Here is a 23,042-nt window from a genome sequence, read left to right on the forward strand (position 1 = left end):
CCGTCGACCATGCGGGGCCGCACGCCGCCCGGCGCGAGCGACGGCCATTCCCCATCCGAAGGCCTGTCACGCCGCCCGGCCCCGTCTGCCCTCGACCAGCCACATGGCGAGCAGGGCGGCCGCCAGGGCGGCCAGCGCCGCGAGGCCGAGTGCCAGGGGATAGACCTCGACGCCGCGGATATTGGCGCTGTCGCTCGGCCGGAAGCCGATCCAGTCGCTGCCCGCGAGGCGGCCGCCGCGCACCAGGGCGAGGCGCGGCACCTGGATGCCGCCGCCGGCCTCGGCGACCCGGCGCACCGAGCCGCTCGATCCGTCGGCCACGGCCTTCAGGCGCTCGGTGTCGCTGAACACGTCGGCGAGTTCGCGCGGATTGGCCGGGCCGACGCTGACGAAGGCCACGAGGTTTCCCGAGCGCAGCGTGTGCAGCCCCAGTGTTTCCGCATCGAAGGTCGCCGTGAACAGACCCGGTTCACCGGGCTTCAAGGTGAGGGTCGTCACCTTGCCCGTGGGACCGGTGACGGTGACCGGCTCGGCCTGGTCCGCCATGGTCTGGCGCTCCACCCGGACCTCGCGGCCGCGTCCGGTGGTCTGCGCGCGCAGCGCCTCCTCCTCCAGGGCCGGCTCCTTCATGAGCCAGTGGCCGAGGCGGCGCAGCAGATCCAGATACGGCCCGCCCTCCTGGTAGCCCCGGGCCCAGAGCCAGGCGTGGTCGGACAGGAGCAGGGCGACCCGGCCCTTGTCCTCGCGCGAGAGGGCGAGCAGCGGCAGCCCCTCGGCCCCCGACAGGATCGGCTGGATGCCGGGGCGGGTGCGCGCCTCCACGATGCGCAGCCAGTCGCCCCAGGCGGGCGGGTTCGCATCCGAGCCCGGCAGGGCGCGGGTCACCGGGTGGCGCTGGCCGACCTGCGTCGGCGTCGCCTTGTAGGGCTTCTCGACCACGCGCCCGTCCGGGTCGCCCGGCAGGATCCCGGCCAGCCGGGTGCGCGCCAGGCTCGCCGGTCCGGCGAATTCGGGCCCGGCCGCGATGAGGAGTGCGCCGCCCTCGCGGACGTAGCGGACGATGTTGTCGAAATAGGCCTGCGGCAGCACGCTCTGATTGGCGTAGCGGTCGAAGATGATCAGGTCGAAGTCCTTGATCTTCTGAACGAACAGCTCGCGCGTCGGGAAGGCGATCAGGGAGAGTTCCGAGATCGGCGTGCCGTCCTGCTTCTCCGGAGGGCGCAGGATGGTGAAGTGGACGAGGTCGACATTGGCGTCCGACTTCAGAAGGTTGCGCCATGTGCGCTCGCCCTGGTGCGGCTCGCCGGAGACGAGGAGCACCCTGAGCTTCTCGCGGATCCCCTCGATGGGCAGGACCGCGCGGTTGTTCACCGTGGTCAGCTCGCCCGGCAGCGGCTCGACCTCGATCTCGACGACGTTCGGGCCGCCATGCTCGATGCGCAGGTTGAGGGAGAACGGCTTGTCGGTGGCGACGTCCCGCCGGCCGATCTCCTCGCCGTCGCGGCGCACCGTGACGACGGCGTGGCCGGTCCCGCCGCGCTCCATGACCTCGGCGCGGATCGTCAGATCCTTGCCGACGATGCCGAAGCGGGGCGCCTCCAGGAGCTTGATCTGCCGGTCGCGCTCGTCCGGATGACCGGTGACGAGGACGTGAAGCGGCGCCTTGATGCCGAGCTGCGCCAGGGAGGCGGGGATGTCGTGCACCACGCCGTCGGTGAGCATCACGATCCCGGCCAGGCGTTCCGGCGGCACGTCGGCGAGGGCCTGGCTCAGGGCCGTGAACAGCTTGGTGCCGTCATCGCCGTCCTTGGAATCCGGCACGTCGATGAAGCGGGGCTCGATGTCGGTGAGCGCACCGAACCGGCGCTGCAGCTCGGCACGGACCGCGTCGGTCATCTGCGGCCGGTCGCCCAGGGCCTGGGATCCGGACCGGTCGACCACGATGGCGGCGACGTCCTTCACGGGCTCCCGGTCCTCGCGCACCAGCGCCGGGTTGGTGAGCGCTGCCAGAACGAGAGCGAGGACGAGCACGCGCAGCAGAGCGGTCCGGCCCCGGGCCAGGACGGCGAACACCGCCAGGACGACGACGATGACGCCCAGGACGGCGATCGCCGGCCAGGGGAGGAGGGGGGTGAAGCTGAGGCTCAGCATGGGGCGGAGCACTCCGGATCCGTGAGGCGAGGCCTCACCTCATTCCTCGCACCGCCACGCTCACGCAGCGGTTCGGCCAGGCGCGACGGGCTCCCTCTCCCGTGCGGGAGAGGGTTGGGGTGAGGGATACGACGTTTCAGTCCCGAGCACATCGGCGACGCCCCGGCAGAGGGCGCCTCATTCTGGAAGTTCTCGCCCCTCACCCTGTCCCTCTCCCGCACGGGAGAGGGGACCAGCGCCCCGTCCCGCCGACGCGGCGCCGCGCGCGCGCTTCGGATCTGCAGGCGCGCTGCGTGAGGAGAGGATGCGGCCTCGCGCCGCGTGTCCGAACCCATCATCACTGCCCCAGCCGCTCCAGCAGCGCGGGCACGTGGACCTGGTCGGCCTTGTAGTTGCCGGTGAGCGTGTACATCACGATGTTCACGCCGCCCCGGAACGCCATCTCGCGCTGGCGCTGGTCACCGCCCACGACGGGATAGAGCGGCTCGCCCCGACGCCCCACCGCCCAGGCGGCGGCGAGGTCGTTGCTCGTGATGATGATCGGGCTCACGCCGTCGCCGGCCCGGGCGGGACGGCGTTCGACGCCATCGGCGGCCGGTGGCAGAGCCTCCACCCAGGTCTGGCCGGTGGCGTAGCGACCCGGAAAGCTGTCCACCAAGTAGAACGCCTTGGTCAGCACGTGGTCGAGGGGCACCGGCTCCAGCTCCGGGACCTCGAGTGTCGCCAGCATCTTGCGGAGATACGCGGCCTCCGGGGTGGGCGGACCGCCGGGCCGGGCGGTGAGCCCGTCCCGGGTGTCGAATAGGACGGTCCCGCCGTTGCGCATGAACGCGTCGATCTTGCGGATCGCCACGTCCGAGGGCTGCGGCCGGTTCGGGGCGATCGGCCAGTAGATCAGCGGGTAGAAGGCCAACTCGTCCTTGGCCGGATCGATGCCGGCGGGCTCACCCGGCTCCAGGGCGGAGCGCGCGGCGAGCATCTGGGTCAGCCCGGTGAGGCCGGTCCGGCTCGCCTCGTCGACGGCGGCGTCGCCCGTGATCACGTAGGCGAGGCGCGTGACCAGTGCCGATTCGACGCCGTTCGGCCGGTTGGCCGGCGGCTCTTCGGCCTGGGCAGGGCGCACTGGCAGGGCGGCGAGCAGGAGCAGGGCGCCGAGAGCCAGAGCGGCCGGCCGCCCGCGGAGGCGAGCCGCCAGGCCGCCGCGACGCAGGAAGCCGCCGAGCCACAGGCCCGCCAGGGTGTCGAGGGCGAGCAGAAGCAGCGCCAGGGTGAACAGGCTCGGTCGCAGGTCCAGGGTCTCGGCGCCCGCCAGGGATCCGAACCGGGCGCCGTCGAGGGCTGCGGCGTCGAGGGGCTTCAACCGATCATCCGGTTTCAGGGCGTTCACGCTGATGCCTCCGTCCGGCGGGCCGTAGAAGCCCGGCGGATGCTCAAGGGTCGCCCGGTCGGCGTAGTCGGCCGACACCGCGGTGGCCGAGGCCGGCGGCGAGCCCAATGCGCCGAACCCGTCGAGGGTCACCCGCGGGGCGAGAACCGGCGCGGTGGCCCGGGAAGGATCCCCCTGCACCGGTGCCGAGGCGCCAGCCAACGCCACGACGCGCCGGAGCATGTCGATGAACAGGCCCGAGAGTGGAAGGTTCGACCACGTCGTGTCGGCGGTGACGTGGAACAGCACGATCGTGCCCTGGCCGCGCTTCTGCGCGGTGACGATCGGGGTGCCGTCCTGAAGGGAGGCCCAGGTCCGGTTCGGCAGGTCGCCGTCCGGCTCGGCCAGGATCTGGCGGCGCACGCCGATATCGGCCGGCGGCGTCAGGCCCGCGAAGGGGCTTTCGGGCGGGAACGGCGCCAAGGTCTTGGGGCTGTCCCACGAGAGGGTGCCGCCGAGCGTCCGGCCGCCCCGGCGCAACCGCACCGGCACCAGCGGATCGTTGCCGGCAGCGAGCCGCGGGCCGGCGAAGCGCAGCAGCATCCCGCCCTCCTTCACGAAGCTCTCGATCCGGGCGGTGGTCTTCTCGTCCAGCGCGCCGACATCGGCCAGAACGAGGACCGAGACCTGATTGTCGAGGAGCTGGTTGATCGACTCGGCGATCCCCTTGGCGCCCCGCGGCTCCTGAACGTCCGCGAAGGGCTGGAGCGCCCGGGACAGGTAGTAGGTCGGCGCCAGCAGGGGCTGTGCCTGGTCGAGGGTGCCGCCGAAGACGAGGCCGACCCGGCGCCGCTTGCCGCGCTCGTCCTGCAGCACCACCGCGCCGGCCGAGCGCTCGCCCGCGATCTCAAGCCGGCTGATGCTGTTGCGCAGCTCCACCGGCAGCTCGAAGGTGGCGTCCGCCTCGGTGGCGTCGGCCGCGAAGGCGAAGTCGCGCTCGGCGAGCGGCAGGCCCTTCTGGTCGAGCGCCCGGATCAAACCGGTATCGCGCCCGTTCGGCGCGGCCCGAAGGGCGTGCGTGACGAGCTTGCCGGCGTTCTCGGTGGCGGTGAGGGCCAGGACCGGCGGCCTGTCGGCGCGCAGCACCGTGAGGGCGGCGCCCTTGTCGCCGGCGAGATCGGCGAGACCCTTTGCGAAGCGCGTATCGTTCGCGCCGGCGACGCCGTCGCTGATCCAGACGAGGGCGGCACCCCGGTTCTTGTCCAGGGCGGCACCCCGGTTCTTGTCCAGGAACGTCTCGATCGTGGCGAGATGCGCGTCGCGGGCGGGGAGGATCGGGCGCGGCGCCAGGGCGCGCAGACGCTCCAGGGCGGCGGCCGGCGTCTTCGCCTCGAAGGCCGATGGCGCGTCGGCGAGCCCGATCACCGCCACCGGACGGCCGTCACGGGCCGCGCCCTCCACGGCGTCGGTGGCGACGCGCAGCCGGTCGCGCCAGTCGTGGGCGGCGGGGAAGCCGTTGTCGAGGAGCACGAGGAGGGCGCTGCGGCCGCCTCCGGCCCCGATGCCCCCGGCATTCCAGACCGGGCCGGCCACCGCCAGGATCAGGGCGGCGGCGATCAGAAGCCGGAGGATCAGCAGCCAGGGCGGCGTCCGCGCCGGGGTCTGCCGCTGCGGCATCAGGTCCGCGACGAGCTTCAGTGGCGGGAAATTGATCCGCCGCGGGCGCGGCGGGGTCACCCGCAGCAGGAACCACAGGGCCGGCAGGCCGATCAGGGCGGCGAGCGCCAGCGGGGCGGCGAAGGTCAGACCCAGCATGGCCACCTCACTCCGTGCCGCGGGCGGCGATCAGCGTGGCGAGCCGCAGGGCCGCCTCGCTCGCCGGCCGGTCCGTCCGATGGATCGTCAGCGTCCAGCCCTGGCCGCGGGTGATCGCCGCAAGGGCGGCCCGGTGCTCGGCGATCCGGGCGCGGTAACGCGCGCCCCAGGCATCGGCGTCGCCGATATCGAGGCTGAGTCCGCCCTCCAGATCGTGCAGGACCGCCTGCCCGGTGAAGGGGAAGGTCTCCTCGATCGGGTCCACCACCATCAGGAGATGGCCGCGGCTGCCGCGGCCGGCGAGGTTCTGCACGGCGGCGGCGATCCGGTCCGGCGCGGTCAGAAAGTCGCCGATGAGCACCACCTCGTCGAAGCGGGCGGGATTGGCCCGGGGCGGCAGGTCCTGGGCGAGGCCCGCTGGGTCGGCCACCAGCGCCTGGGCGAGACGCTCGACGATCCCCCGCGACGCGCTTGCACGGGTCAGCCCGAGGAGGCCCACCCGCTCGCCGCCTTCGACGAAGGCGTCCGCCAGGGCCAGACCGAGGACCAGAGCCCGCTCGATCTTGGACGCCGACGCGAGATCCGAAACGAAGCCCATCGAGGCCGAGCGGTCGATCCACAGCCAGATGTTGTGGGCGGCCTCCCATTCCCGTTCGCGCACGTAGAGCCGGTCGTCCCGGGCCGAGCGGCGCCAGTCGACCCGGGCGGCGGCCTCTCCGGTGACGAAGGGGCGGAACTGCCAGAAGCTTTCGCCCGGCCCGGCCCGGCGGCGGCCGTGGAGGCCGTGGGCGAGCAGGCTCGACACGCGCCGCGCCTCCAGGACGAGGCGGGGCATCTTGTCGGAGAGGGCGGCCGCGCCCTCGCTCTCGCGCCGGCCGGGGCTGCGCCTGCCCGCATCGAGGGCGTTCGTCGCCACCATCGTCAGCGCAGTCCTTCGGCTGGGTTCCGCGCTGACGACGGCTTTGGACCACGCATGTTCTTCACGTTCGCCGGCATCCGCCTCACTCGATACTGCCGAAGGCTCAGAGCTTCTCCGCAAGCTTGGCGATCAGGCCCTCGATGGTCTCGCCGTCGGCGCGGGCGGTGTAGCTCAGCGCCATGCGGTGCTTGAGCACCGGCTCGGCCAGCGCCTTCACGTCGGCCACGGAGGGCGCGACCCGGCCCTCGATCAGGGCCCGGGCGCGGGCGGCGAGCGTCAGGGCCTGGCTGGCGCGGGGGCCCGGCCCCCAGAGGAGCTTGTCCTTCACCAGGGCGTCGCCGCTATCCGGCCGGGCCGCGCGGACGAGGTCGAGGATCGCCTCGACCACGGCCTCCCCCACCGGCAGCCGGCGCACGAGGCGCTGGGCGGTGAGCAGCTGCTCGGTGGACATCACCGCGCGCGGCCGCGCCTCGTCGACGCCGGTGGTCTCGATCAGGATCCGCCGCTCGGCGGCACGGTCGGGATAGCCGACGTCGATCTCGAGAAGGAAGCGGTCGAGCTGTGCCTCGGGCAGGGGGTAGGTGCCCTCCTGCTCGATCGGGTTCTGGGTCGCCAGCACGTGGAACGGCCGCGGCAGGTCGTGGCGGGCGCCCGCCACCGAGACGTGGCCCTCCTGCATGGCCTGGAGCAGGGCCGACTGCGTGCGCGGGCTCGCCCGGTTGATCTCGTCGGCCATCAGGAGCTGCGTGAAGACCGGCCCCTGCACGAACCGGAAGGCGCGGCGACGCTCGGCATCCTCCTCCAGGATCTCGGTGCCGAGGATGTCGGAGGGCATCAGGTCCGGGGTGAACTGCACGCGCCGCGCGTCGAGGCCCAGCACGGTGCCGAGCGTCTCCACGAGCTTGGTCTTGGCCAGCCCCGGCAGGCCCACCAGCAGCCCGTGGCCGCCGGCCAGGATGGTCACGAGGGCGAGATCGACGACCTTCTCCTGGCCGAAGATCACCCCGTGGATCGCCTCGCGGGCCGCGCCGACGGCAGCGAGGCAGCTCTCCGCGGTCGCCACGATGCCGTCGTCGAGGGTCGTGGCCGGGCTGATCCCCTGCGTCATGCCGCTATCCATCTCCTGTCCGGAGCCCCGCGGGACCCCTCTGGCCATTCCGACAAGTGTGGGGCTTCTGGTGCCGGGCTGGCAAGGTCGGGATCGCCGCACGCCATCGTCGCACGATTTTGCCCGGATGCTTCGGTCCGCGGCGCCGCTATCGCAGCGTGGACCCGACACCACAACCCGAAGCGAAACCGCCTCCCCGGGCGCAGGTCTTGGCGTGGGCGACCCGGACCTTTAGGAAGGCGCCCAAGCCGGGGTGGTCCTCACCCGCGACCGCCGGGCCGGCCGAACCCTCTGATGTCTCTCGCGGATCGCGGCGTGGGCAGCTTTGCGGGCTTCCCGCGTATCCGGACCTGACCATGCGCCTTCGAGATGTGTTCGTCGTCGGATCGTCGGAGAAGGCCGGCCTCGCCGGTGCGGCGCAATTTCTCGCGCGCCCGCTGACCCGGCGCCTGAAGCGCCGCCGCCGCAGCGAGCCCCGTCAGGCGGACCTCGTCCGCGCGGTCAAGGAATCCGGCCTGTTCGATCCGGCCTGGTACGCGCGGCGCTATCCCGACGTCGTCGGCGAGGGACTCGATCCCGCGCTCCACTACGCGGTCCATGGCGGCCGCGAGGGCCGCTGGCCGCACCCGCTGTTCCACGGCGATCTCTACCTCGATTCCGTTCCCGGCCTCCGGGCCGAGGGCATCAACCCGCTGCTCCACTATATCGACCGCGGCGCCGCGGCGGGTCTCCGGCCCAACCCCCTGTTCGATCCGGACTGGTACGCGGAGCACTATCTCGGCGGCGCCGAGCACCGCGCCCGGGCGTTCTCCGATTTCCTGTCCCGGTCCGACACCGACCCGTCGCCGCTGTTCGACACCGCCTGGTACCTGTCCCGCTACCCGGATGCCCGCGCGGCCGGCGGCAACGCCCTCAGCCACTTCTTCGAGACCGGCCGGAAGCAGGGCTACCTGCGCAACCCGGAGGAGTTCGCCGGCCTGTCCCGGCATGTCGACCTGATCCGCCGGTCGGGCCTGTTCGACGCGGCGTTCTACCGGGCGCGCTGCCCCGAGGCGGAGACCAGCGGGCTCGAGCCGCTGGAGCACTACGTGATGGCCGGCGGCTACCGCCGCTACGCGCCCCATCCGCTGTTCGATCCCGACTGGTACGCGGCGCAATCCGCCGCGGTCCGGGCCGACAGCCTCAACCCCCTGGTCCACTACCTGGAGCACGGCGCCGCCGAGGGGCTCGATCCCGGGCCCTGGTTCGACACGCGCTGGTACGCCGAGACCTACTTGGCGACCCGCGCGGCCGACGACGCGGCCGGGCAGAACCCGCTGGCGCATTTCCTCGCCGATGGCGGGCGCACGACGAGCCCGTCGCCGCGCTTCGACGCGCCCTGGTACCGCGCCCGCTACCCGAAGGTCGCCGCGCTGGGCCTCAACCCGCTGGTCGACTACGTCACCACCGGCCTGGAGGCCGGCCGCCTGACCCGCCGCGTCCCCGGCGCCGCTGTGCCGGAAGCCTCCGACGCGCGCCTCTCCTGCCTGAAGCGCACGGCCCGCCGGCACGGCCGCACGGCCCTGTTCATCACCCACTGCCCCGAGGGGCGGATCCGCGGCCATGTCGAGCCCTACTTGAGGGCCTTCGCGGAGAACGGGACCGACCTCGTCCTGATCATCGCCGCCGACCAGCACAAGAACGCCGTGCCCCAGGCGATCCTGGATCTCTGCGCCTCCGTCTATCTCCGCGAGAACCGCGGCTTCGACTTCGCCGCCTGGGCGCATGTCCTCCTGGAGGACACCGATCTCCTCGATTCCGAGACGCTCTACCTCGCCAACGACAGCCTCGTCGGGCCCCTCGACCGCGCCGACTTCGCCGGCCTGCTCACCAAGATCGACGCCTTCCCGGAGGCGGTGATCGGGCTCGCCGACAATTTCTACTACAGCCACCACCTCCAGAGCTTCTTCCTGGCCCTGAAGAAGCGCTGCCTGTCCTCCTACGCGTTCAGCCAGTTCCTCCAGGCCGTGGCGAACTGGCCGGACAAGAACGCGGTGATCACCGAGTGCGAGCTGACCTTCTCGGGACGGATGCGCGCCGCCGGCCTCGGCATGCGCAGCCTGTTCTCGGCCCAGAACAAGCACATGTCGCTGGTCAACGACCCGCGCAACAACCGCACCCTGTTCGACTGGGAGAACATGCTGGCCCAGGGCTTCCCGTTCGTGAAGCGCTCGCTGCTTGGCGAGCACGCCGCGATCGGCGGGGCGGCGGTGCGCGAGGCGATCGCCGAGCGCGGCTTCGACCTCGATCGGCTCGACGTGACCTACACGTATCCGGGCGGCAGGGTCTGGGCGGACCTGCGCAAGCCCCAGGCGCCGGAGCGGCCGCTGCGCGTCGCCTTCGTCTCGCCGATGAACTACGCCAACGGGCTCGGCGTCGCGGCCCGCAGCTACGCCCGCGCCCTGCACCGCGCGCCCTTCGCGCTGAACGTCCACCCGATGGAGCGGCCGTTCCACGTCCATGCCCGGGTGGCGCCCGCGTGGCAGGCCCGGACCTTCTCGGGGCCCGCGGACGTCGCGCTGGTGCACTTCAACGGCGACAGCTGGCACTCGCTGATGAGCGACCGGCAGCGGGCGATCGCCGCGGCGGCGCGGCTGAAGATCGGGCTGTTCGTCTGGGAGACCTCCCACGTGCCCGGCGGCTGGCTGCCCACCGTCGACGGCCTCGACGCGATCTGGGCCCCCACGGAGTTCTGCGCGGCGATCTTCCGGCAGATCACCGACATCCCGGTCGACGTCGTGCCCTACGTGGTCGAGAACGAGGCCGGCGAGCCGGCGAGCGCCGCCGCCAAGGCGAACCTGCGCAAGGCCTTCGCCATCGACCCGTCCAAGCGGGTGATCCTCTACGCCTTCGACGGCTCGAGCTATCTCGCCCGCAAGAACCCGCACGCCCTGATCCGGGCCTTCCGGGCGGCCGGGCTCGGGCAGGCGGGCTGGCAACTGGTGCTGAAGACCAAGCACGTCTTCGACCTGCCCGAGGAGGGCAAGAAGCTCCTCGACCTCGTCGGAACGGCGGGCGACGTGGTGGTGATCGACCAGCCGCTCTCCCAGAACGAGCTCGGCGCACTGTTCGACCTCTGCGCGGTCTACGCCTCGTCGCACTCCTCGGAGGGCTTCGGCCTGACGATCGCCGAGGCGATGGAGATGGGCAAGGTCGTGGTCGCCACCGATTACGGCGGCTGCCGCGACTTCCTCGACGCCACCTGCGGCTTCCCCGTGAAGGCGGAGGTCACGGCCCTCGACCAGACCTACGGCCCGTATCTGCGCGGCGCCGAATGGGGCCAGGTGGACGAGGCGGACCTCACCCGGGCCCTCAACGACGCGGCCCGGGCGGTGACCGGCGGCGACGCGGCCCGGATCGGCGCCGCCGCAAGGGCGCGCATCCGCGAGCGGCTGTCCATCGGCGCGGTGGCGACCGCTATGGAGGCGAGCCTGACCCGCCTGCTCGCCGCCGAACGGTCCTGATTCCCCGGAGACGCGACCCGTGTTGAAGAAGAAGCCGGTTCCGGCCCCGTCGGCCTCGTGGGGCACGCTCCCGTGGCCGGACGCGATCCTGCCGCTGCCCCTCGACGCGCAGGTCCGTCCCCTCGACGAGCGCCGGCTCGGCCAGATCGCGGCCGGTCAGATGCCCGCCTGCCGGGCCGTGTTCGTGGCTCCCGCAGCCTCCGAGCTGTGCCCCGACCTCGTGGCGCATCTCACGCGCGCGATGGCCGAGCGGCCCGATATCGGCATCTTCTACGGCGACGACGCCGTGGTGGACGGCGCGGGTCAGGTCCGCAGCGTCCATTGCAAGCCGACCTTCAACCCGGCCCTCCTCATGGCCGACGATTATATCGGCTTCCCGCTCCTCATCCGGGTCTCGGCCCTGGCCGGTCTGAGCCTGGATTTCGGGAAGCGCCACGGCAGCGCCGCGTGGTTCCGCGTCCTGCTCGGCGCGATCTCCGCCGGGATCGGGATCGACCGGATCCCCCAAACGCTGATCGCCTCGCCGCTGCAACGCCCGAAGGCGACGCGTACGGCCCGCGCCCACGCCCTCGACCGGTGGTTCGACGCGTCCGGCATGCCCCTGCGCGCCGCCCCCGGGCTGACCGCGGACACGCTGGAGATCCGCCGGACTTTCGACGCGCGGCCCGGCGTGACCCTGGTGGTGCCGACCAACCAGAGCCGCCCGAAGGACGATCAGGGCCGCGTCGTGGAGGGCGCCAAGCCGCATGTGATCAACCTGCTCGACAGCCTCGGCCGCAGCACCTACCCGGCCGACAGGATCCGCGTGCTGATCGGCGACGACGTGGCCGACGACGCGATCTATCGCGGGCGCTCCGACCGGTTCGCCGTGACCCGCCTGCTGACCACCCGGGCTCCGGGGGAGCGGTTCAACTACGCGGCCAAGATGAACACGCTCTGGCGCGCGGCCGAGACGGATCTGGTCATCCTGATGAACGACGATCTCGTCGTGCGCCGGCCCGGCTGGATCGAGGCGCTCCTGGCCTTCGCGCTGGACCGCGGCGTCGGCGGGGTCGGCGGCCGGCTGCTGTTTCCCACGGGCAAGATCCAGCATGCCGGCATGACCGGCGGCATCTTCGACGTGTTCGCCCACCCCTGGTACAACCGGGACGCGGCCGAGCCGACCTACGGCGACTGGGCCCTGACGCAGCGCGATTGCTCGGCGGTGACCGGCGCGCTCTTCGCCACCCGCAAGGCGGTGCTAGAGGCCGTGAACGGCTTCGACGAAGCCTTCGCCCTCGACTTCAACGACGTCGACCTGTGCCTGAAGATGCGGCAGCTCGGCTACCGCATCGTCTACACGCCGTTCGCCGAGATGGCGCATCACGAGAGCGCCTCGCGGCAGACCAGCTTCGCGCCGGGCTCGCAGATCGCGCGCTTCCTGCGCCGCTGGGGTGACGTCATCGCGGAGGATCCGGCCTACAGCCCGCAACTGCGCATCGACACCGATGTCGTCGCCCCGCGGGCCGACGCGACGCGCTGGATCACGGAGCGCCGGGCCGACGCGGCCTGAGCCGGATCGCACGGGCGGCCCGGGCCGCATCCGCTCCGGCGCGGGCGCATTAAGGACGACCCAAGAAGATCTTGGGGCTGTGCTGGAACAGGGTCGCCCGAGCCGCTACCCATGCGCGGGCAATGCGCGGATAGTCTTGTCTTCGCCTGAAAGCGGGCCGCGCGCCGAGGTGCGGAGCTGAGCGTGAAGAAGTTTCTCGTCGCCGCCGCCATCCTGCCGGTTCTGGTCGGCGCCGGCGCCTTCGCCGAGATCCGGCTGCACGAGCAGGGGCGTCCCGTCGCCAGCACGGCGATCCGGCCCGGCGGGGCCGCCTTTGCCCCGGCGCCGATCCCGGCGCACTGGGTCGTCGCGGGCGATCCGGTCACCGAGGTCGCGGAAGTCGCGCAGACCCACGATGGGAGCGCGCAGGTCTACCTGTGGCGCACCACGGCCAGCACGTTCCGCTGGACCCACCACGCCGACGAGATCGTCACCATCCTCGACGGCGAGGTCTTCATCACCGACGCGGATGGCCGGCGCCATCACCTGACGCCGGGCGACGTGGCGCATTTCCCCGTGGGATCCGTCCAGCTCTGGGAGGTGCCCCGGACGCTGCTGAAATCGGCCATCCTCAAGCATCGCAGCCCCACCCTGATCGAGGCGTCCCTGCGCTGGCTGCGCCGGGCCCGCGCCCTCGTCACCGGCTGAGATCAAGGCGCGGCCCGCCGGTGCGTCCCGACGCGCGGCGCTGCGCGGGCGCCGTCGAGGGTGGATTCCGCAAGCGGGTGATACGGCTTGCTAAAGCATGGCGCGGCATCATCCGGTTCCCGATGCCGCGAACCGATCTCATGGCCCGACACCGCGACACGCAGCTCGACGCCGCGCGCGGCCTCGCCGTGCTGCTGGTCCTCTTCGGCCACCTCCTGCAGCCCGTCTTCTACGGCCCGTCGGGGCCCAACCCGGGGCCCGCCCTCGCGGTCTGGCGGGTCATCTACGCCTTCCACATGCCGTTCTTCTTCCTGCTCTGCGGGATGGTCGACCGGGTCAGGGGGGATGAGGATATCGCCGCGGCGAGCCTCTCCGCCCTGAAGTTCGTCCTCACGGCGCTGGCGTTCAGCACCCTCGCGTTGATCCCGCCGCTTCTCGACGGCACCGTTTCGCCGGGGAGCGCACTCCTCGACATGCTGCGCGCCCGTGACCTCAGCCTGAGCGTGCTCTGGTTCCTGGTCGCCCTGGGGCTGGTGCGGGTGGTCTACGCCGCCGCGCTCGCCCTGACCTTTCCCCATGCCTATTGGGTCGTTCTGGGCGGCGCCCTGGCCGTGTCCTGGATCTGCAGCGCGCAGGCCTTCCCGTTCTGGCAGATCCACGCGCTCCTCGGCGCCCTGCCGTTCTACGTCGCGGGCCGGCGGCTCGGCCGGCGCGCGTTCGACGCGTCCGCGCTGCTCGGCGTCTGCGGTCTGGCCGTGCTCCTCCTCTGCGCGCCGCGGAACTTCGTCCATGTCGCGACGGGGCAGTACGGCAACCCGGCGGTCTTCGCGGTCACGGCCGTGGCGGGCTGCGGGTTCATGCTGGCGGTCGCGGGCCGGCTGCGCGGTCCGCCGCGTGCGGTGGCGGCCTTCCTGGGGCGGACGAGCTTCGATCTCTACATCGTCAGCGGCGCCTTCCTGCTCCTGGCGCCGTATCGTCCGGACTGGGACAGGTGGGGTCTTCTGGTGCTGCTGGCCGCCGTCGGTCTGCCGCTGCACCTGCTGGCGGCCCTGTCGCTGCGAGGGCCGATCCGGGCCGTCCGCAGGGGCGCCGAGGGCGTGGTCGACGGGCTGGCCGGCCGATGGCGCCTGCGGGCTCGGATCGACGCGCCCGGATCGAAGCGGCGAAGCCGGGCTTTTCCGATGCGGATCCTTAAGACTTGTGCGGGACCATCCCCGGCCAGTCCGGCCTCAAGACCTTCGATGACAGCGCCACACGCGATCGGCCCCGATGTTCGCTGAGCGCCCCCGCGGCGGCGTCGGCAGCTGGCCTTTGATCGCCGCCATGCTGGTCGCGACCGGCATCTGGATGGCGATCGCCGGGCTGCGCTTCGCCTGGGACAGCGCGCTCGTCACCCTCGGCGCCTGCCTGGGCCTCGAAGCCCTAGCGCTGGTCTATCGCACGCGCCGTCCCGAACCGCGCATCGCAGCCACGCTCGACGGCCTGGCGCAGGTCATCGCCTTCAGCGCCTGCGCGGCCGCCCTGTCCTACGCCGTGGCGAGTACCGGCGGGCCGCTCTGGGACGCGACCTTTTACGCCTGGGACCAGCGGCTCGGTCTGGACTGGCGCACCTACCTCGCCTTCGTGGACGGCCATCCGCGGCTCGGGCTGGTGCTCTCGCTCGCCTATCGCAGCCTGATCCTGCAGACCATGCTGGCGGTCATCCTGCTGGGCTTCAGCGGCCGGTTGCGGGCCCTGCAGGATTTCGTCCTCGCCTTCGTCATTGCCGGGACCGTGACGGTCCTCATCTCGGCGCTGACGCCAGCTATGGCGAACTTCGAGTTCCTGGGACTGTCTCCGGCAGACTTCCCCCAGCTGGAGCCGGCCGCGGCCGACGTCCATGTCGCGGATCTGACCGGCCTGCGCGACGGCACGCTCCGGACGATCTCCCTCGATCGTGTCGAGGGCATCATCACGTTTCCGAGCTTCCACGCGGCTTTGGGCGGCCTCTACATCTGGGCCTTCTGGAGCGTGCGCGCGGCGCGGTTCCCGGCCCTCCTCGTCAACGCCCTTCTCATCGCCGCCACGCCGATCGACGGGGGCCACTACTTCGTCGACGTGATCGCCGGACTGGTCGTCGCCGCCCTGGCGATCTGTGCCGCGCGGGCACTCGGGGGGAGGCGGGCCCCGGAGGCCGACCGCCCGCTCGTCTCCGGGTCCGGTCCCGCTCCGGAGCGGGCCTGACGCCCGCTCAGAGCGCTTCGCCCCGCATCAGACGCGGCCGCGATCCGCGCGCGGCCGCGGCCTCGCCGATGAAGAAGCGCTTGAGCCCCGGCAGCCGGTCCACGATCCCGAGGCCGAGGTCGCGGGCGAGGCGCAGCGGCAGGGCGTCGTTCGAGAACAGACGGTTCAACCCGTCGGTGGCCGCCGCCATGGCGAAGCTGTCGAAGCGCCGGGCGCGTTCGTAGGCGCGCAGCACGTCGGGTCCGCCGGGATCGAGCCCGAGACGCAGCGCTTCGGTCACGGCCTCGGCCAAAGCCGCGGCATCCGCGAGCCCGAGATTGAGGCCCTGGCCGGCGATCGGATGGATCACGTGGGCGGCATCGCCCAGCAGGGCGAGACGCTCGGCCCGGAAGGCACGGGCGATGCCGAAGGCCAGGGGATGCCGGCTCGGGCCGTGCTCCAGCGCGAGGGTCCCGAGATCCAGGGTGAACCGCCGCTCGATCTCGGCCAGCACCTCGTCGGGCCCGCCGGACAGCAGGGCCTCGGCGTCGTCCGACCGCTCGGTCCAGACGATGGAGGAGCGGTGCCCCAGGGGGCCGCCGTCCCGCAGCGGCAGGATCGCGAACGGGCCGGCGGGCAGGAAATGCTCGACGGCGCGTCCCTCGTGCGGCCGGGCATGGCCGATGGTCGCCACGATGCCGACCTGCGGGTAGGACCAGCCGACCCAGCCGATCCGCGCCGCCTCGCGCAGCCGCGAGCGCGCCCCGTCGGCGGCCACCAGCAGATCGCCCCGCAGGGTCTCGCCGGTCGTCAGCACCGCACCGATCGCCGCACCCTCCGGCACCGCGCGCACGACCCCCGCGGCGACGATCGACACCCCCGCCCCCCGGCAGGCCTCCGCCAGGGCTTCGGCCAGCGGTTCCGCCTCGATCATGTGGGCGAAGGGTTCGCCGGGGTCGCGGTCGTCCTCCGCCTCGCGGCCGAAGGTCAGGAAGACCGGCCGCACCGGGTCGGCGAGGCGGCTGTCGCTGATGACCATCTCGGTGATCGGCTCGGCCGCCTCCGCGACGCGGGGCCACAGGCCGAGGCGGTCGAGCATCCGCCGGCCGCCCGCCGCGAGGGCGTAGGCGCGGCCGCGATGCCGCCCGGGATCGGCGCGGCCCGGATCGATCACCGTCACGGCGAGCGCCGGTCCATGCGCCTGCTTGAGCGCCAGGGCCAGGGCGAGGCTGGGCAGGCCGCCGCCGGCGATCAGGAGGCGGCGGCTGCCGGGTCGGGGCGTCTCGGCCGTCATCGTAGCGGATCTCCTTGGGTCGCGCATGCGGGACGCGTGGATTGGTGCATTCGAAAAGCCTATGTCGCACGCGGACAACGAACGGAAACCCCGCGGGTCATGACCGACGCCAACACCGACGCGATGACGGATGCCGTCGCCGAGCTGATCGCCATCCTCGATCTGGAGCGGCTCGAGGTCGACCTGTTCCGAGGCCAGAACCCCAAGACGGGCTGGCGGCGGGTCTTCGGCGGGCAGGTGGTGGCGCAGGCGCTGGTCGCCGCGACGCGGACGGTGCCGGACGACCGCCCGGCCCATTCCCTCCACGCCTACTTCCTCCTGCCCGGGGACCCCCGGACGCCGATCGTCTACGAGGTCGAGCGCATCCGGGACGGACGGAGCTTCACGACCCGCCGGGTCAAGGCGATCCAGCACGGGCGGGCGATCTTCGCCACGACCGTCTCCTATCAGGTCGTGGAAGAGGGCCTGACGCACCAGCCGGCGATGCCCGCGGTGGCCGGACCGGAGGGTCTCCTCGACGGCAAGGCCCTGGCGGCCGCCGGCGGCACCGGGATGCCGGAGGCGATCGCGGCCTATTTCGGTCGCGAGCGGCCGATCGCCCTGCGGCCGGTCGACCTGAACCGCTACCTGCCTGCGGGCGCGGGCGGCCGGGCCCCCGACCCGATCTTCAATGTCTGGCTGCGGGCGGCCTCGGCGCTGCCGGACGATCCGGCGCTCCATCGGGCCGTGCTGGCCTACGCCTCCGACATGACCCTGCTCGACGTCTCGCTGATCCCGCACGCCCGCTCGGTGTTCGATCCGGCGATCCAGGCCGCGAGCCTCGACCACGCGCTCTGGTTCCACCGGCCCGTCCGGATCGACGACTGGCTCCTCTACGCGCAGGACAGCCCGGTCGCGGGCGGCGCCCGCGGCTTCGCGCGAGGCCAGATCTTCGACCGGGCCGGCAACCTCGTGGCCTCGGTCGCCCAGGAGGGTTTGATCCGCCCGATCCGGGATTAAAACGCGATCCGGCGCGTGCGATGCCGATCCGCAACATCGCTGTGTGCACGGAATCGTGCAGTTTGCCTGATCGTTGTGCGGATCCTTTGCCGGATCTGCCCGGGATGTGATCGATCCGGGCTAATCGATGGGCAGAATGACGAACCGCGAAAATGTTCCCAGCCAAGCGCGACTGGCATAGTCCTTGAATAGCGGCTTGCGACCGCGGGTCATCCCGAGCTTGCGGATGGTCCGGGCCGGGCCATCCCGCAGTCGGGTGACGGCAACGGTTCCCAAGGACTTCGAAGGGGGCGTCGCCCATGAAAATCGTGATGGCCATCATCAAGCCGTTCAAGCTCGAGGAGGTGCGCGACGCGCTCACCGGAATCGGCGTCCACGGCCTGACGGTGACGGAGGTGAAGGGCTATGGCCGCCAGAAGGGCCACACCGAGATCTACCGCGGCGCGGAATACGCGGTGAGCTTCCTGCCCAAGCTGAAGATCGAGGTCGCCGTCGCCTCCGACCTGACGTCCAGCGTGATCGACGCCATCGCCGGGGCTGCCCGCACCGGCCAGATCGGCGACGGCAAGATCTTCGTGATGCCGCTGGAGAAGGCGGTGCGCATCCGGACCGGCGAGACCGACGCCGACGCCCTCTGATCCGCGGCCCGGCGCGTCCGGGCCCGCCGATGTCGAGACCTTCTGACACAACACGGATTTAAGACCGGGAGCCACGTGCCCATGAAACTTCGTCATGCCCTCATGCTCAGCTTGGGAGGGGCGGCCATCGCCGCCCTCCTGATCGAGCCCTCCCTCGCACAGACGCCGACCCCGGAAGCCGCTTCGCCGCCGCCGTCGCCGATCCCCAACAAGGGCGACACGGCCTGGATGATGATCTCCTCGGCCCTGGTGCTGATGATGAGCATCCCCGGCCTCGCGCTGTTCTACGGCGGCCTCGTGCGCACCAAGAACATGCTGTCGGTGCTGACCCAGGTGTTCGCGATCGTGTCGATCGTCGGCCTGCTCTGGGTGTTCTACGGCTACAGCCTCGCCTTCACCAACGGCGGCGGCCTCAACGACTTCGTCGGCGGTCTCTCGAAGGCCTTCCTGAAGGGCATCGACGCGAACTCGACGGTGGCGACCTTCTCGAACGGCGTCGTGATCCCGGAATACGCCTATCTGTGCTTCCAGATGACGTTCGCCATGATCACGCCCGCGCTGATCGTCGGCGCCTTCGCCGAGCGGATGAAGTTCTCCGCGCTGGTGGTGTTCACGATCCTCTGGGTCACGATCATCTATTTCCCGATGGCCCACATGGTCTGGTACTGGGCCGGCCCGGACGCCGTCGGCAACGCCGCCAAGGCGCTGGCCGCGGCCACCGACGACGCCTCGAAGGCGACCGCCCAGGCGGCCCTCGACGCGGTCAACAAGGATGCCGGCTTCCTCTTCCAGAAGGGCGCCCTCGACTTCGCGGGCGGCACCGTGGTCCACATCAACGCGGGCATCGCGGGCTTCGTCGGCTGCCTGATCATGGGCAAGCGCATCGGCTACGGCCGTGACCTGCTCGCCCCGCACTCCCTGACCATGACGATGATCGGCGCCTCGCTGCTGTGGGTCGGCTGGTTCGGCTTCAATGCCGGCTCGAACCTCGAGTCCAACGGCACCGCCGCGCTCGCCATGCTCAACACTTTCGTGGCGACCTGCGGCGCCGCGGTGGCGTGGCTGTTCGCCGAGTGGGCGCTCAAGGGCAAGCCGTCGCTGCTCGGCATGCTGTCGGGCGCGGTCGCCGGCCTCGTGGCCGTCACCCCGGCCTCCGGCTTCGCCGGCCCGATGGGCTCGATCGTGCTCGGCCTCGTCGCCGGCGTGGTCTGCTTCGTGATGTGCTCCACCGTGAAGAACGCGCTGGGCTACGACGACTCCCTGGACGTCTTCGGCGTCCACTGCGTCGGTGGCATCCTGGGCGCGCTCGCGACCGGCATCCTGGTCGATCCGAACCTCGGCGGCGTCGGCATCCCCGACTACACCTCGAAGCCGGGCGAGCTGGCGGTCGGTGCCTACGACATGGTGAGCCAGGTCATCATCCAGGCGGAGGCGGTCGGCCTGACGCTCCTGTGGTCGGGCCTCGGCTCGGCGATCCTCTACAAGCTCGTCGACGTGACGATCGGCCTGCGTGTCACGCAGGAAGAGGAGCGCGAGGGCCTCGACATCGCCGATCACGGCGAGCGCGCCTACAATTACTGAGACGGGACGGCGCGGCCCTGCGGGGCCGCGTCCAGGCAAACGAAAACCCCGGCTCCGAAAGGGCCGGGGTTTTTTACGTCAGGCCGTCATCGCTTCGCTGCGCCGCGCTCGCGATGACGATGCGGGGCTGCGACCGGGCATCGACCCCGACGCTTTTACGCCGCCCGCGTCAGCGCCGCCTTCTCCTCCGCGAAGGCCCAGTCGAGCCAGGGCGTGAGCGCCTCCAGATCGGCGGTCTCCACGGTGGCGCCGCACCAGATCCGCAGGCCCGCCGGGGCGTCGCGATAGGCGCCGATGTCGAGGGCGACGCCCTCGCGGTCGAGGCGCTCGACGATCCCCGCCGCGAAGGCCGAGACCGCCGAGTCGCCCCGGGCGAGCACGTCCGGATCGGCGATCACGAGGCAGACGCCGGTGTTGGAGTAGGTGGCGGGATCGACGGCCAGCGGCGCGATCCAGGGCGTCCGGGCGACCCAGTCGTAGATCGCCCGGGCGTTGGCGTCGGCCCGCGCGTGCAGCGCCGGCAGTCCGCCGATCCGCTCGGCCCAGTCCAGGGTGTCGAGGTAGTCCTCCACCGCCAGCATCGAGGGCGTGTTGATCGTGTCGCCCTTGAAGATGCCCTCGATCAGCTTGCCGTCCTTGGTGAGGCGGAAGATCTTCGGCAGCGGCCAGGACGGCGTGTGGCTCTCCAGCCGCGCCACGGCGCGGGGCGAGAGGATCAGCATGCCGTGCGCCGCCTCGCCGCCCATCACCTTCTGCCAGGAGAAGGTCACGACATCGAGCTTGTCCCAGGGCAGGGGTTGGGCGAAGGCCGCCGAGGTCGCGTCGCAGATCGTCAGGCCCTCGCGGTCCGCCGCGATCCAGTCGCCGTCCGGCACCTTCACCCCGGCCGCGGTGCCGTTCCAGGTGAAGACCACGTCGCTCCGCTGGGTGTCGATCGCCGCGAGGTCCGGCAGGATCCCGTAGGGCGTCTGGTGGATGCGGGGCGCGATCTTGAGCTGCTTCAGCGCGTCGGTGACCCATTCCTTGCCGAACGCCTCCCAGGCGGCGACCTCGACGGGCTTCGGCCCGAGCATCGTCCACATCGCCATCTCGACGGCGCCGGTGTCGGAAGCCGGCACGATGCCGATCCGGTACCCGGCGGGCACCTGCAGGACGGACCGCGTCAGGTCGATGGCCCGGGCGAGCTTGGCCTTGCCGAGGGGCGAGCGGTGCGACCGGCCCAGCGCGGCGTCGACCAGGGCGGCCGGGGACCAGCCGGGCCGCTTGGCGCAGGGGCCGGAGGAGAAATGAGGCACGCGCGGGCGCTGCGTGGGGCGGCTGGTCATGACGGATCCATCCTTGCAGAGGGACGCTCTTCCGCGGGGAGACGTGTCCCGGCTCGCGCATGCGCCGAAACCCGCCGGCTTGCAAGCGCTTGTTCCGTCAGCAGTCTTCGCGTCGATGCCCCTGCCCGGGACAATGCGTCGAGACGCGGGGAACAGTCGATTAATCCAGGCCCGTTAGCCTTAATGCGGTGCCGCGTTGCGTTTGAGGTGCGCCGATGTCTTTCCACAGCGCCGCGATATTGGCGATTTGGTCAGTTCTTCTCTTGGTTATTGGGGCCTTAATTCCCCGCGTCGTGCTGGCGAGCCGGACGCCGCGGCTCGTGCCGCAGCCGCTGCAGCTCGATCCCTTGGACTACGACCGCGACGGCCCGGTGATCGACCTCGAGCCGGCCTGACCGGGGTCGCCCCCGGCGCGCAGGTCCGGGCGCCGCTCGGCGGTGATCCGCTCGGCTTCCGCCCGCCGCCAGCGGGCGATGGCGGCATGGTTGCCGCCGGAGAGGACGTCCGGGATCGCGCGTCCCTCCCACACGCGGGGCCGCGTATAGTGCGGATATTCCAGAAGGCCGCCCTCGAAGCTCTCCTCGACGCCGGATTCCATCTTGCCCATCACGCCCGGCAGGAGCCGTACGCAGGCGTCGAGCACCACCAGGGCGGCGATCTCGCCGCCGGACAGGACGTAGTCGCCGATCGAAACTTCCTCCAGGCCGCGTCCGGCGATCACGCGCTCGTCGACGCCCTCGAAGCGGCCGCAGACGATCAGCGCGCCCGGTCCCGCCGCGAGGTCGCGGACGCGGGCCTGGGTGAGCGGCCGGCCCCGCGGCGACATCAGCAGGCGCGGGCGCGGATCCTCCGCCCCGGTCGCGGCGTCGATGGCGGCGCCGAGCACGTCGCAGCGCAGCACCATCCCGGCGCCGCCGCCGGCCGGCGTGTCGTCCACGGAGCGGTGGCGGCCGAGGCCGTGCGCGCGGATGTTGCGGGCCTCCAGGGTCCAGTCGCCCCGCGCCAGGGCATCGCCCGACAGGGAGACGCCCAGCGGGCCCGGGAACATCTCCGGATAGAGGGTGAGGATCGTGGCCCGCCAGGGCGTGTCCGCGCGTGTCATGGCGCTTGATGGCGTGCCGGGTGCGGCACGGTCAACGGACCCGGCACCGTCGGGGCCCCCCGCGGGTTGTCGGCCATGATCCGTGCCCTCGCTGTCCTCTCCGTCGCCCTGGCCGGCCCGGCCCTCGCCGCCGAGCCGCTGGGCCCCCCAGGTGCGCCTGCGGGCGCCTTTCCCAGGCCCGACCGGCCGGTGGCCGAGATCGTCGCGCCGCGCTGGTCCTCGGAGGCCGAGCGGGACAAAGCCGGCGAGTTCGAGCAGGTCGCCAAGGGGATGGGCATCGCCCCCGGCGAGACCGTGGCGGATATCGGCGCCGGCAGCGGCTACTACGTGGTGCGGCTGAGCCCCCGGGTCGGGCCGGCGGGCCGCGTGCTCGCCGAGGACGTGACGCCCGCCTACCTGTCGGCCCTGGAGACGCGGGTGAAGGCTCTGAAAAACGTCACGGTGGTGCGGGGCGAACCCCACGATCCGCGCCTGCCGCCGGCCTCGGTGGATGCGGCGATCCTCGTGCACATGTACCACGAGATCACCCAGCCCTTCGGCCTGCTCCACAATCTCGCTGCGGCGATGCGTCCGGGCGGCCGCGTCGGGATCGTGGATGCCGACGCGATCCCCTCGCGGCACGGCACCCCGCCGGCGCTCCTGCGCTGCGAACTCGCCGCCGCCGGCTACCGGGAGACCGGCTTCCAGCCGCTGACCGACGGGGCCTATCTGGCGGTCTTCGCGGCGCCTGCGCCGGAGGCGCGCCCGAAGCCGGAGGCGATCCGTCCCTGCCGGGACGACGCGACGGCGCGGTAGACGCG

Annotated in this window: 16 protein-coding genes; 9 read left to right on the forward strand and 7 right to left on the reverse strand. The window is 72.0% G+C overall.

Annotation, left to right across the window (positions count from 1 at the left end):
* Positions 1 to 66: 66 nt before the first annotated feature.
* From ABC766_RS21160 to ABC766_RS21175, 4 genes are all read right to left on the reverse strand, one after another.
* Positions 67 to 2,151, reverse strand: coding sequence for a hypothetical protein (locus tag ABC766_RS21160; protein WP_075380784.1), 2,085 nt, complete (start codon positions 2,149 to 2,151; stop codon positions 67 to 69).
* 337 nt (positions 2,152 to 2,488) lie between these two features.
* The gene (locus ABC766_RS21165; protein WP_345819418.1) at positions 2,489 to 5,332 is read right to left on the reverse strand and encodes a DUF4159 domain-containing protein; all 2,844 of its coding nucleotides are present in this window, start codon (positions 5,330 to 5,332) and stop codon (positions 2,489 to 2,491) included.
* A gap of 7 nt (positions 5,333 to 5,339) precedes the next feature.
* Positions 5,340 to 6,251 (reverse strand): DUF58 domain-containing protein, encoded by a 912-nt coding sequence (locus ABC766_RS21170; protein WP_342144744.1) that lies wholly within the window; start codon positions 6,249 to 6,251, stop codon positions 5,340 to 5,342.
* A 103-nt stretch (positions 6,252 to 6,354) separates the two neighbouring features.
* Positions 6,355 to 7,359, reverse strand: coding sequence for an AAA family ATPase (locus tag ABC766_RS21175; protein WP_043381190.1), 1,005 nt, complete (start codon positions 7,357 to 7,359; stop codon positions 6,355 to 6,357).
* Between the two features lie 356 nt (positions 7,360 to 7,715).
* On the opposite strand from ABC766_RS21175, the gene ABC766_RS21180 reads away from it, so the two are divergent.
* From ABC766_RS21180 to ABC766_RS21200, 5 genes are all read left to right on the forward strand, one after another.
* Positions 7,716 to 10,862 (forward strand): rhamnan synthesis F family protein, encoded by a 3,147-nt coding sequence (locus ABC766_RS21180; RefSeq protein WP_345819419.1) that lies wholly within the window; start codon positions 7,716 to 7,718, stop codon positions 10,860 to 10,862.
* 19 nt (positions 10,863 to 10,881) lie between these two features.
* Entirely contained in the window at positions 10,882 to 12,414 is a 1,533-nt protein-coding gene (locus ABC766_RS21185; RefSeq protein WP_345819420.1) for a glycosyltransferase family 2 protein, read from the forward strand.
* 183 nt (positions 12,415 to 12,597) lie between these two features.
* Positions 12,598 to 13,101 (forward strand): cupin domain-containing protein, encoded by a 504-nt coding sequence (locus ABC766_RS21190; RefSeq protein WP_043349987.1) that lies wholly within the window; start codon positions 12,598 to 12,600, stop codon positions 13,099 to 13,101.
* A 140-nt stretch (positions 13,102 to 13,241) separates the two neighbouring features.
* On the forward strand, positions 13,242 to 14,381 hold the full coding sequence (locus ABC766_RS21195) for an acyltransferase (RefSeq protein ID WP_345819421.1): 1,140 nt from the start codon (positions 13,242 to 13,244) through the stop codon (positions 14,379 to 14,381).
* Positions 14,371 to 15,324: a phosphatase PAP2 family protein gene (locus tag ABC766_RS21200; protein WP_345819422.1), complete on the forward strand. Its 954-nt coding sequence runs from the start codon at positions 14,371 to 14,373 to the stop codon at positions 15,322 to 15,324. Before ABC766_RS21195 ends, ABC766_RS21200 begins: the two co-directional genes overlap by 11 nt.
* A gap of 7 nt (positions 15,325 to 15,331) precedes the next feature.
* Here ABC766_RS21200 and ABC766_RS21205 read toward each other — a convergent pair whose 3' ends face one another.
* Positions 15,332 to 16,597, reverse strand: a complete 1,266-nt coding sequence (locus tag ABC766_RS21205; protein ID WP_287089947.1) for an FAD-dependent monooxygenase — start codon at positions 16,595 to 16,597, stop codon at positions 15,332 to 15,334.
* Between the two features lie 99 nt (positions 16,598 to 16,696).
* Between ABC766_RS21205 and tesB the strand changes: the two genes are divergently transcribed.
* From tesB to ABC766_RS21220, 3 genes are all read left to right on the forward strand, one after another.
* Entirely contained in the window at positions 16,697 to 17,596 is a 900-nt protein-coding gene (gene tesB, locus ABC766_RS21210) for an acyl-CoA thioesterase II (protein WP_078947062.1), read from the forward strand.
* A 299-nt stretch (positions 17,597 to 17,895) separates the two neighbouring features.
* Complete coding sequence (locus tag ABC766_RS21215) at positions 17,896 to 18,234, forward strand: P-II family nitrogen regulator (protein ID WP_010683623.1); 339 nt, start codon at positions 17,896 to 17,898, stop codon at positions 18,232 to 18,234.
* 81 nt (positions 18,235 to 18,315) lie between these two features.
* Positions 18,316 to 19,815 (forward strand): ammonium transporter, encoded by a 1,500-nt coding sequence (locus tag ABC766_RS21220; RefSeq protein ID WP_342140621.1) that lies wholly within the window; start codon positions 18,316 to 18,318, stop codon positions 19,813 to 19,815.
* Positions 19,816 to 19,970: 155 nt separating this feature from the next.
* Here the strand turns inward: ABC766_RS21220 and ABC766_RS21225 are convergent, their stop codons facing one another.
* Together ABC766_RS21225 and trmD are read right to left on the reverse strand one after the other, a co-directional pair.
* The gene (locus ABC766_RS21225) at positions 19,971 to 21,140 is read right to left on the reverse strand and encodes a phosphoserine transaminase (RefSeq protein ID WP_342140622.1); all 1,170 of its coding nucleotides are present in this window, start codon (positions 21,138 to 21,140) and stop codon (positions 19,971 to 19,973) included.
* A 352-nt stretch (positions 21,141 to 21,492) separates the two neighbouring features.
* Positions 21,493 to 22,242: a tRNA (guanosine(37)-N1)-methyltransferase TrmD gene (trmD, locus tag ABC766_RS21230; RefSeq protein WP_342140623.1), complete on the reverse strand. Its 750-nt coding sequence runs from the start codon at positions 22,240 to 22,242 to the stop codon at positions 21,493 to 21,495.
* Positions 22,243 to 22,317: 75 nt separating this feature from the next.
* On the opposite strand from trmD, the gene ABC766_RS21235 reads away from it, so the two are divergent.
* Entirely contained in the window at positions 22,318 to 23,037 is a 720-nt protein-coding gene (locus tag ABC766_RS21235; protein ID WP_278305924.1) for a class I SAM-dependent methyltransferase, read from the forward strand.
* Positions 23,038 to 23,042: the final 5 nt, after the last annotated feature.

The organism is Methylobacterium fujisawaense, from assembly GCF_039619325.1.
GTDB classification, from domain to species: domain Bacteria; phylum Pseudomonadota; class Alphaproteobacteria; order Rhizobiales; family Beijerinckiaceae; genus Methylobacterium; species Methylobacterium fujisawaense.